We start from the raw sequence: 10,437 nt of genomic DNA on the forward strand, positions 1-10,437 counted from the left end.
GCCCAGGTGGGGTATCCCACCGTTATGGAGTTCCAGGAGCACCACTTCCGCAATCTCGGACGCGCGCGCGACCATCTGACGGAGACGATCGTGAGCCTGCAGTCCGCGACCGAGCGGATGACAGGTGACGACTGGATCGACGCGACCGCGTTGCTCAACGACATCTCGCAGGACATCGGCCCGCGACTGTCACAGCTGCGCACCAAGGCATCCGAGCGCTTCGACGAGCACACGCGCACCGAGCACTTCGAGGCGATGCGCACCGGCCGGATGCCGTTTCCAGACGAGCGGTTGCCGGTCGCGACGCCGCTCGAGCGCCTCCCCCCGCCAACCACCGAGCTCCCACCACGCCTGGAGGCGCCGAACGCGAAACGGGGCGCCGCGCTCGTGGCCAAGCATGGCGGCGTCGACGCCGCGATGATGGCCTACGAGCCCGACAGCCCCGAGTTCGACGACATCCAGGCGTATCGCTATGTCTCGACGGGCAAGCGCCCGCCCGGCTGGATTCCTCCTATCGTCTGAACATAAAGGGGCCTGACCCCTTTAACTACGGGCGTGGCAGCTTCGCCAGCTGCGGGGTGAGCGTCGCCATCGGCGTGGGCTTGCGGTTGCCCTTCGCCGGCAGCGACGTCACAAGGTCCGGCTCGTACCTCGTCTTCTGCTCGTGGTCGAGCGCGGCGACGAGCTCGCGCGGCGCGAACGAGACCATCGGGTTCGAGAACACCCGGACGGCCTCGCCCGCGCACTCGGGGCACTCGACCGACGCGGGTGCGGTGCCGATCGGCCGCATCACGTCGAACGCCCCGTCGCGCTCGCACCGGTACTCGTAGATCGCCATCAGTTGGCCGACCGCGGAACGGCCATCCCCTGCTTGACCTGGTGCGGCTTGCCGGGGCCGGGCGCGACGTCGAAGTCGAAGATGCGCCGCGGGATGTAGACCGTCGCGCACGAGTTCGGGATGTCGACGACGCCGGAGAACCGGCCTTCGATCGGCGCCGAGCCCAGGATCATGTAGGCCTGGATGTCGGAGTAGCCGAACTGCATCAGGTAGTCGATCGCGTGGTGGCACGCGCGCTCGTAGGAGAGCTGCGAGTTCAGGTAGTGCTGCTTGCCCGCGAGGTCGACGGAGACGCCGGAGAACGCGATCCACTCCGAGTACTGCGGGTCGCGCAGGCCCGGCATGAAGATCGCGTTCTCGTAGATCCCGTACGTCGCCATGCCGCCCTTGATGACGTCGACGTGCAGGTCCATGAACCCGCCCATCTCGATCGCGCCGCAGAACGTGATCTCGCCGTCGCCCTGCGAGAAGTGCAGGTCGCCGAAGGAGAGCTTCGCGCCGGGCACGAACACGGGGTAGAAGACCCGCGTCCCCGCCGTGAAGTTCTTGATGTCCTGGTTGCCGCCGTTCTCGCGCGGCGGCGCGGTGCGGGCCGCCTCGCCGGCGATCCGGTCGTACTCGGCGCCTTCCAGGCGGCCGATGATCGCCGAGTCCGGCAGCGGCGGGAGCGCCAGCGGCGGCACGCGGTCCGGGTCGGTCTTGATCAGGTCCGTCTCGCGCTTGGTCCACTTCGCCAGCAGCTCCGCCGACGGCGCGGTGCCCATCAGGCCCGGGTGGTGGATGCCCACGTAGGAGCACTCGGGGATGTGCCGCGACGTGGCGACGTCGCCGGTGAAGTCCCAGATCACCTTGTACGCGTCCGGGAAGCGCTCGGTCAGGAAGCCGCCGCCGTTGGACTTGGCGAACACGCCCGTGTAGCCCCACCCCATGCCGGAGAACGGGCCCTCGTCCTCCTGGTCGCACGCGTCGATCTCGAGGATGTCGACGACGAGCAGGTCCCCCGGCTCCGCGCCTTCGACGTGGAACGGCCCGGTCAGCACGTGCACGCCGGCCAGCGGCGCGTTGCGGACGTCCTCGGCGGAGTCGTCGTTCTTGATCGCGCCGTCGAACCACTCGCGGCAGTCGGCGCGGAAGACGTCACCCGGCCGGACGCTGACCACGGCCGGCACGTCCGGGTGCCAGCGGTTGTGCCCGACGTGCTTCTGGTCGGTGAACTTCTTGGTGTTATCGAGCGGGAACAGATTCTTCGGCATGAGCCAACTCCTCCACTTCGATTGGTCTACGCAGGGACGGGAGCGGTCCCGGTTGAAGCCGGTCGCGGGGCACGCGTGCGGGCGAGGTGCTCCTCAGGCGTCGTGATGTCGGCGACCTCGACCGCCACGAGCTTCTCCGACGCGCCCTTGAGCAGCACGAAGGTCAGCGTCGCGAAGCAGAAGGGCAGCGTGAGGGCGGGGAGGCCCCAGGGGATGAAGAGGGTGCCGATCGCGCCGAAGAGCAACGCGGCGAGCACGGCGCAGCCGACCGCGAGGATGCCCGAGCGGACCGACAGGACGAAGAACACGCCGCCGATCGCCAGGCAGGCGTCGAAGGAGTTGAAGCCCCACAGCCCGTTGTAGATCGCGACGCCGCTGGCGCCGAGCGCGAGCCCGGTGCACATGCCCACCGCCGAGCCCACGACGGCGAAGACCGCGGCGATCCGCGAGCACACGGCGATGCCCGCCACCATGATGATTCCCGACCACACGCTGTTGGCGAAGAACAGCTGGCCGATGCCGCGGAAGACCGCGTTGAAGACGCCCTCGATGTTGTTCGCGGAGCCCGCCTGGGCGGCGGAGCGCAGCGTGTTGGACACCGAGCCGGCGGTGACCTGCGCGTCGGCCGGCGCGACCAGGCCGCCGACCCGGCCGTTGGCGTAGCCGAGGGCGCCGACCAGGAACAGCAGCGTCATGAAGTTGAACGCCAGCGTGAAGGGCGGGACCGTGAAGGAGCCGATGAACACCCGCGCCAGCGCGGCGTGCAGGATCGTGGAGAACGCCGCGATCACGACGATCCAGACGATCACCATCTCGTCCCAGGTCGGCTGCAGGAAGAGCGAGAGGCCCGCGCCGACGAGCACGCCGTTGAAGCCGAACAACCCGGCGCGGATCGCGCCGCGGTCCATCCCGATCGCGGCCGCGGTCGCCGTCGACGCGACGAGCCCGAGCACGCCGGCGAAGCCGAGCCACGCCTGGGCGACGAACATCGCCACGATGATCGCCAGCCCCGTGACGGGGTTGTTCATGAAGCAGACCTGCCCGACCCCGCGCAGGCAGGAGTCGATAAAGGCCAGGAGCGGATTGCCGTCGGCACGCTCGCCCCAGGCCTGCATGGTTCCGTTGACCGACACGCCGCCTCCTCGTTCGGGTGGTCGTCGCGCCGGATTCAATGGCGTGGTCCGACTGCGGTCAAAGCATCGACAGCACTGCTTTCACACCCGCGGCCAGTAGATTCCACCGTGTCCGATGCACCGGGCTTGCGGGAGTAGCCATGCTTGACGGCACTACGTCCGATCTCCACGTGAGTACTGGCCTCGACGCGCTCGATGCGGCGCTCGGCGGCCTGTTCTGGGGCGACAATGTCGTCTGGCATCTCGACGGCGCCTCGCCGGAGCTGTTCTACCGCGCGATCACCCGCCTGGGCGACGTGTTCGAGTCAAAGACGTCGGTGTCGATCGCCGGCACCGCGAGCTACCGCGACGTGCCCGGAATGGTGGTCGTCGACGCCGGCTCGCGTGGCGCCTTCGCGCAGCCCGCGGACCTCCTGCGCGAGGTGTTCCGCCTCAGCCAGCCGCGCGGGCACCGGCTGATCCTGTTCGACTCGATGGACGCGATGGTCCACGCGTGGGGCGCGAACCGCACACGCGACTTCTTCACCCGCTGCTGCCCGATGCTGCTCGAGCTCGGCGCGATCGCCTACTGGTCGATGAGCCCCGCCACCCCCGCGGCGGTGCAGGACGCCGTCCACGCCGTCACCCAGTGCGTGCTCGACGTCGACGACCGCTCGATCCGCGTCGCCAAGGCCGAGGGCCGCGACGACAGCGTGCTCGGCACGGTGCTGCACTGGCATCAGGAGAGCGGGCGGCCGATCGTCGCGCCCGCGGAGATCGTCGGGCGGATGGCGGCCGCGCTGCGCGCCGTGCGCCGCACGCGGCATCTCAGCCAGCACGACCTCGGCGACCTCGCGGGCGTCTCGGCCAGCGCGATCTCCCAGGTCGAGCGGGCGGAGCGCGGCCTCTCGCTCGCGACGCTCGTCCGGCTCAGCGCCGCCCTGGACGTGACGATCGACGACCTCCTGCGCGGCAAGGAGCCGGGCGCCTACCGGATCGGCCGCAGGACGGACGACCCGCAGGCCGGCTTCGAGCACACGGTCTCGCTGCTGCACGGCGACGATCTCTGGATCGACCTCGTCCACCTCGGCCCGCGCGAGTCCGGGACGCCCGTCGCCTCCCCGCCCGGCATCGGCGTCGTCGCGGTCGGCAGCGGGCTCGTCCAGGTGCAGGTGGCGGGCCAGAGCCCCGCCGTCCGCCACGGCGAGGTGCTGATCGCCGACTCGGAGTGCGTCGCCGGCTGGCGCAACCTCGGCGCGGTCGAGGCCGAGCTCTTCTGGATCGTGTCGGCGCGCCGTCAGTGATTCGGCGGCGGCTCGTCCTTGGGCGCGTAGCGGTGGTGCAGTGCCAGGAGGTTGCCGTCGGGGTCCTGGAAGAACGCCTGATGGCACACGCCCGAGTCGAGGATCCCGCCGCGGAACTCGATGCCGTGCCCCTCGAGCTCGGAGCGCTTGGCCTCGACGTCGTCGACCGCCAGCGCCACCATCGAGCTGCTCGGACGGAACTCCAGCCCGAAGGCGTCGGACTGCATCACGGCCAACGTGAGGTTCCCCGCCTGATACTCGGACGCGGGCATCTTCCCCCACGTCTTCACGAACGGCAGCCCCAGCGTCTCGCCATAGAACTTGGCGGCGCGGGCGTGGTCAGAAACCTGCAGTGCGACGAAGTCGACGCCGGTGATGTCGGACATGAGGCGGACAATACGCGGCGATGACCGTTCGCCTGGATCCCTGGACCGAGGACGACCTGCCACTCGTGCAGGCGTTGCTCGGCGACCCCGCGATGACGGAGTACCTCGGCGGCCCCGAGGACCCCGACAAGATCGTCGAGCGCCACGCCCGCTACGTCGCCACCCCGACCGCCTTCAAGATCGTCGTCGACGGCGTGCCGGCCGGGTGGGTCGGTTACTGGGAGCACGAGTGGCAGGGCGAGACCATCTACGAGATCGGCTGGTCGGTTCTGCCGGGGTTCCAGGGGCAAGGTGTGGCGACCGAAGGGACACGGCTCGCGCTTGAGTCCGCGCGGGCGAGCGACGGCCCCCGCGTCGTCCACGCGTTCCCGGTGCCGGGGAACGGCCCCTCCAACGCGATCTGCCGCAAGTGCGGCTTCACACTGCTGGGCGAGGTCGACTTCGAGTTCCCGAAGGGTGTCTGGTCGCCATGCAACGACTGGAAGCTCGACCTCGGGTAGCGCTTGGAGTTCCTGGTCCTGGGCACACTCGAGGTTCGCCGGGACGGCCACGCGCTGACCGTCACCGGAGCGCGGCAGCGTGCCGTGCTGGCGCTGCTCGTCCTGCACGCCGGCGAGCCCGTCAGCGGGGAGCAGCTCGCGATCGGGCTCTGGGGCGAGGACGCCTCGGCCGCGGCGGCCAAGACGATCCAGGTGTACGTCTCGCGGCTGCGGGCGGCGCTGGCCGACCCGGGGGTGCTGGTCACGACCGACGCGGGCTACGTCCTGCGCGTGGCGCCGGACGCGATCGACGCGATCCGCTTCGAGCGGCTGTACCGCGCGGGTGCGGAGACGCTGCGGACGGGCCGCGCGGGCGTCGCGGCGACGCAGCTGCGCGAGGCGCTGGCGCTGTGGCGCGGACCGGCGCTTGCGGACTTCGCCGGTGAGGGTTTCGCCCAGCCGGAGATCGCGCGGCTCGAAGAGCTCCGGCTCGCGGCCGTCGAGGCGTGCGCGGAGGCCGACCTGGCCGCGGGGCGGCATCGCGAGCTCGTGCCCGAGCTGCGCCGGCGCGTCGCCGACGAGCCGCTGCGCGAGACCGGCTACCGCCAGCTGATGCTCGCGCTGTCGCGCAGCGGACGCCACGCCGACGCGCTGGCCGTCTATCGCGACGCGCGCCGGACGCTCGTCGAGACGCTCGGCATCGAGCCGAGCGCCGAGTTGCGCGAGCTCGAGCGGCGCGTCCTCGCCGACGAGGCCGGCGCCCCGGCCGAGCCGGGGAAGGCGCGCGTCCCGCGGCCGCCGACGCCCACGGTGGGCCGCGACACGGATCTCGAACGGCTCGGCTCGCTGTTGGCGCGGCACTCGCTCGTCACGGTCGTCGGGCCGGGCGGAGTCGGCAAGACCCGGCTGGCCGTCGAGGCCGCTCGCGCCGGCGCCGCGACGCATCCGGACGGCGCGGATCTCGTGTCGCTCGCCGGCACCAGCGACGGTGCGGAGGTCGCGTCCGCGATCGTCCGGCAGCTCGCGATCGCGCTGATCCCGGGGGAGGACGCCGGAGCCGCGCTGGTCCGCGAGCTCGAACGCCGCGAGCTGCTGCTCGTGCTCGACAACTTCGAGCACCTGCTCGACGCGGCGCCACTGGTCGCGCACCTGATCGAGTCGTGCCCGCGGGTGACGGTGCTCGTGACCAGCCGCGAACCGCTGCGGGTGCGTTCGGAGCGGATCTTCCGGCTCGAGCCGCTGACGCTGCACGCCGCGGTGGAGCAGTTCACGACGCTCGTCGAGGCGCGTGATCAGGTCGTGACGGACGCCGGAGCGGCGGACGAGATCTGCCGGCGGCTCGACGGCCTGCCGCTCGCGATCGAGCTGGCCGCCGGCCGGATCGGCGCGCTGTCCGTCGGCGGCCTCGCCGCGCGCCTGCGGGAGGGCCTCGACGTCCTCGGACCCGGCGCCCGCGACGCCCCCGAACGCCAGCGCACGCTGGCGACGACGATCGCGTGGAGCTTCGATCTCGCCTCCGCCCGGGAGCGATCCGCGGTGACCGCGCTCGCCGTCTTCGCCGGCGGGTGCACGCTCGAGGCGGCCGAGACCGTGAGCGGAGCCGCGCTCGAGGTGCTCGACGCGCTCGTCGCCAAGAACCTGGTCGTCGCGCGGGACGGCCGGCTCACCCTGCTCGAGACGATCCGGGAGTTCGCGCTCGCGCGGCTGGTCGACGGAGGCGCCGTCCGCGCGCGCCACTGCGCGTACTTCCTCGGCGTCGCCGAGCAGGCCGCGGGCGAGATCGACCGCACCGGCGCGTCGGGGCTGCTCGCGCGACACGACGTCGAGGTGGACAACTTCCGCGGAGCGCTGAGTTGGGCGATCGAGAACCGCGACACGGAGGTCGCGCTGCGGCTCGCCACCGCGCTGCACCCGTACTGGCGGGCACGCGAGCTGCGCACCGACGCCGCGCGCTGGCTCCAGGCCGCCCTCGCGCTCGAGGGCGACGACGTCCCGGTGTCCGTCCGGACGCGGGCGCTGAACGCCTACTCGGAGCAGATCGCCAGCGTCGGCGACATCGGACAGGCCGAGGCGGCCGTGAACGAGAGCCTGGCGATCGGCGGCCCGTCCGATCGCGCCGCCGGCCTGTGCGCGCTCGCGTTCCTGAGGCTCCGGCGCCACCGCGTGACCGAGGCCTACGATCTTGCCGGAGAGGCCGAGCGGCTCGCGACCGACGCGCAGACGCGACTGAACGCGATCGAGATCCGGGCGATGATGGCGCCGACCCTCGACGAGGCCCTCGCGCTCGGCGGCGTCGCGCTGGACGCCCATCGGGCCGCCGGCCACGAGCGCAAGCTCGGGCGGCTGCTGGCGAGCCTTGCCTACACCGCCCTCTTCCACGACGACCCGGCGACCGCCGCGCGGCTCTGCGCCGAGGCGTTGGACGTCGCCTCGGAACCCGCCGACCCGTTCCTGGTCACGCTCGCGGAAGGGAACGCCGGCCTGGCCGCGCTCTTCGTCGGCGACCTCCCCCGCGCGGCGCAGGCGTTCACCCGGCAACTCCGGATCGCCGACCGGCACGGCTACGACTTCACGATCTTCGAACCGCTCAGCGGCTTCGCGGTGCTCGCCGCGTGCGCCGGGCGCGACCGGCTCGCTGCGCGGCTTCTGGGTGCGGCCCGCGTCTCATCGGCCGATTGGCATGACCCGCTGATCGCCGAGCGCCTCGAAGCCCGCTTCCTCGCGCCGGCACGCGCGCGGCTCGGGGCGGCGGCCTGGGAGGCCGAGGAGGCGGCGGGCGCTCGCGCGGACCGCGCGTCCGTGCTCGCCGCGGCCTACGACGCCGGCGACGCTCTCTGATCGCCGCGGCCGGCGAGCCAGCTGACGAGGTGGCCCAGGCTCTCGGCGGCCTGCTCGTCGGTGCCCTTGAACTGGCTCTCGTTGAACTGGACGTCGTGCAGGCGACCGTCGGTCACGGTGAGGCGGAAGACGAGGATGCCGGTCCAGGAGCGGTACAGGTTCACGGTGTCGCCCTCCTGGAAGACGAACCACTTGTTCTCCATCTCCTCCGGGACGGTGCCGAGCGCGAGGGTCGCGGCGGCGGGGGCGTCGAGGTGCGTCTCGAAGGCGAGCGGCCGCAGCGGAGGGTCGGGCTCGGTCTTCCAATCCGTGCGTCGGGCGGCCCGTAGCGGCGGGGTGCGGAACAGCCGCGCCTGGTCGAACGAGTGGAACGTGTCGTCGTCGTGCAGCCAGAAGCGGATGTCGGGGATCCGTGACTCGACGGCCGCGTCGAACGCGACCTTCGCCACGCGGTACGGGTGGAACGCGGCGCCGAGGGCGGGAAGCGCGATGCTCGACACGCCCAGTGCCGCCGCCTGGCCGAACACCGCCTGGTAGGTCGCGCCCAGCCGCTCCTCGAGCGTGGGGACGACAGTGTGGATGACGAAGCGGGCGTGCAAGTCGCCGGCGTGGGTGACGCCCGGCCGCTTGATCAGCGCCATCGCCTGCTCGAGGCGCGGCCCGCCGGCGCGCCGGAGCGCCTGCTCGAGCGCGCCGCCGGCGCCGCAGACGATCGCGTCCGCCTGCGCCGTCGTGATGTCTCCGCGCTCGAGCTCGATGCTCACACCCGCAATCTACGGCGTGATGTTGTGGTTGCCGTGGAACACGTTGGCGGGGTCGTACCGGCGCTTGACCTGCCGGAGGCGCTCGTAGTTGGGGCCGTAGGCGGCGCGGATCGCGTCGCCCGCCTCGTCGTCGGCGAGGTAGTTGAGCCAGCGGCGGTCGGCAAGGTGCGGCGCGAGCGCCGCGTGGGTGTCGCGGGTCCAGCGGATGTTCGCGTCCGTCGTGTCCGGGTCGGTCCACACGGTCGGGAGGAACAGGTTCCAGCCGGGCTCGCGGTGCGGGACGGCGGTGTCCGTGGCGCCGATGCGGGTGACGGCGCCGTGGAAGTGCTCGAGCAGGATCGCGCTCATCGGAGACGGGGCGCGCTTGAAGTGCTCCACCGCCGCGTCGATCAGCGCGTCGGGAAGCCCGCGGGTGAAGCTGGCGCGCCAATAGTTGAGCGAGCCATCCGGGTAGCCGGCGTCCAGGAGCGTGTTCATCGTCTCGTAGGGCAGCTCACCGACCTGGACCATCGCCGGCGAGCCGAAGCCGGTGAACGGCTCGAGCTCGCGCTTGGCGGTCTCCGGGTCGCCGGTGTGGAACACGACGAGCGCGGCGAGCTTGGCGCCGTCGGGGGCGTGGATCAGCCCCGCGAACACGGTCAGGTCGTCGGGCGCGCCGGCGACGGCGTCGCGGTAGAAACGCAGCAGCTCCGGCGCGGCGTCCAGCGGGTGGGCGATCAGGCCGCCGGTGACCGTTCCCACGCGATGCAGGCGATACGTGAGCGCGGTCGCGACGCCGAAGTTCCCGCCGCCTCCGCGCAACGCCCAGAACAGGTCGGGATGCGTGTCCGCGCCGACCTGCAGAACCTCGCCAGCGGCGGTGACGAGCTCGACGGACTCCAGGTTGTCCGCCGCGAGCCCGTGCTTGGCCATCAGCCAGCCGAGCCCGCCTCCGAGCGTCAGGCCGGCGACGCCGGTGGTCGAGACGACGCCGCCGGTCACCGCGAGCCCGTGCGGTTGCGTGGCGGCGTTGACGTCGGCCCACGTCGCGCCGCCCTGGACGGTCGCCGTCCGCGCGCCGGCATCGACCTTCACGGCGCGCATGTCGGCGAGGCTGATCATCAGCCCACCGTCGGACACGGCGCGGCCGGCGACGTTGTGCCCGCCGCCGCGGACGGAGACCTCCAGGCCGGCGTCGCGGGCGAGCCGGAGCGCCTCGACGACGTCCCGGCTGCTGCGCGCCCGGACGATCAGCGCGGGGCGCCGGTCGACGAGGCCGTTGTAGACGGCGCGCGCGGCGTCATACCCGTCGTCCTGGGGTGAGAGGACGGTTCCCGCGACACGATCGCGCAGGGCACGCACGTAGGCGTGGTTGGACAGCACGGTCAAGTGCTTCTCCTTCGCTTGGGGAGCGTTCCGATCGGCCTAGTTATTACGACCGTTCGTTTTGGGTGTTAGATCGTACGACCGTTCGTGATAACTTG

The 10,437-nt window shown here is 71.8% G+C and carries 10 protein-coding genes; 4 read left to right on the forward strand and 6 right to left on the reverse strand.

Going from position 1 to position 10,437, the window contains the following annotated elements:
- Positions 1-24: 24 nt before the first annotated feature.
- A complete protein-coding gene (locus G569_RS0103435) occupies positions 25-522 on the forward strand; it encodes a hypothetical protein (protein ID WP_028062379.1) in 498 nt (165 codons plus the stop codon).
- Positions 523-547: 25 nt separating this feature from the next.
- Here the strand turns inward: G569_RS0103435 and G569_RS0103440 are convergent, their stop codons facing one another.
- From G569_RS0103440 to G569_RS0103450, 3 genes are read right to left on the reverse strand one after another with little or no spacing between them, the layout of a single operon-like run.
- Positions 548-838, reverse strand: a complete 291-nt coding sequence (locus tag G569_RS0103440) for an FmdB family zinc ribbon protein (RefSeq protein ID WP_028062380.1) — start codon at positions 836-838, stop codon at positions 548-550.
- Positions 838-2,091, reverse strand: coding sequence for a formamidase (gene fmdA / locus G569_RS0103445; protein ID WP_028062381.1), 1,254 nt, complete (start codon positions 2,089-2,091; stop codon positions 838-840). Before fmdA ends, G569_RS0103440 begins: the two co-directional genes overlap by 1 nt.
- 26 nt (positions 2,092-2,117) lie before the next feature.
- Positions 2,118-3,224, reverse strand: coding sequence for an urea transporter (locus G569_RS0103450; protein WP_157591787.1), 1,107 nt, complete (start codon positions 3,222-3,224; stop codon positions 2,118-2,120).
- Between the two features lie 170 nt (positions 3,225-3,394).
- Between G569_RS0103450 and G569_RS57180 the strand changes: the two genes are divergently transcribed.
- The gene (locus G569_RS57180; RefSeq protein ID WP_053225779.1) at positions 3,395-4,507 is read left to right on the forward strand and encodes a helix-turn-helix domain-containing protein; all 1,113 of its coding nucleotides are present in this window, start codon (positions 3,395-3,397) and stop codon (positions 4,505-4,507) included.
- On the opposite strand, the gene G569_RS0103460 is transcribed toward G569_RS57180, so the two are convergent.
- Entirely contained in the window at positions 4,501-4,893 is a 393-nt protein-coding gene (locus tag G569_RS0103460) for a VOC family protein (RefSeq protein ID WP_028062383.1), read from the reverse strand. The genes G569_RS57180 and G569_RS0103460 overlap by 7 nt on opposite strands.
- A gap of 20 nt (positions 4,894-4,913) precedes the next feature.
- Here G569_RS0103460 and G569_RS0103465 point away from each other — a divergent pair, with 20 nt between their 5' ends.
- Together G569_RS0103465 and G569_RS45240 are read left to right on the forward strand one after the other, a co-directional pair.
- On the forward strand, positions 4,914-5,393 hold the full coding sequence (locus G569_RS0103465; protein ID WP_028062384.1) for a GNAT family N-acetyltransferase: 480 nt from the start codon (positions 4,914-4,916) through the stop codon (positions 5,391-5,393).
- A 3-nt stretch (positions 5,394-5,396) separates the two neighbouring features.
- On the forward strand, positions 5,397-8,210 hold the full coding sequence (locus G569_RS45240; RefSeq protein WP_053225780.1) for an AfsR/SARP family transcriptional regulator: 2,814 nt from the start codon (positions 5,397-5,399) through the stop codon (positions 8,208-8,210).
- On the opposite strand, the gene G569_RS0103475 is transcribed toward G569_RS45240, so the two are convergent.
- Positions 8,186-8,974 (reverse strand): macro domain-containing protein, encoded by a 789-nt coding sequence (locus tag G569_RS0103475; protein WP_028062385.1) that lies wholly within the window; start codon positions 8,972-8,974, stop codon positions 8,186-8,188. The genes G569_RS45240 and G569_RS0103475 overlap by 25 nt on opposite strands.
- 9 nt (positions 8,975-8,983) lie before the next feature.
- A complete protein-coding gene (locus G569_RS0103480; protein ID WP_037494615.1) occupies positions 8,984-10,336 on the reverse strand; it encodes an FAD-binding oxidoreductase in 1,353 nt (450 codons plus the stop codon).
- Positions 10,337-10,437: the final 101 nt, after the last annotated feature.

The organism is Solirubrobacter soli DSM 22325 (assembly GCF_000423665.1).
Lineage (GTDB): Bacteria > Actinomycetota > Thermoleophilia > Solirubrobacterales > Solirubrobacteraceae > Solirubrobacter > Solirubrobacter soli.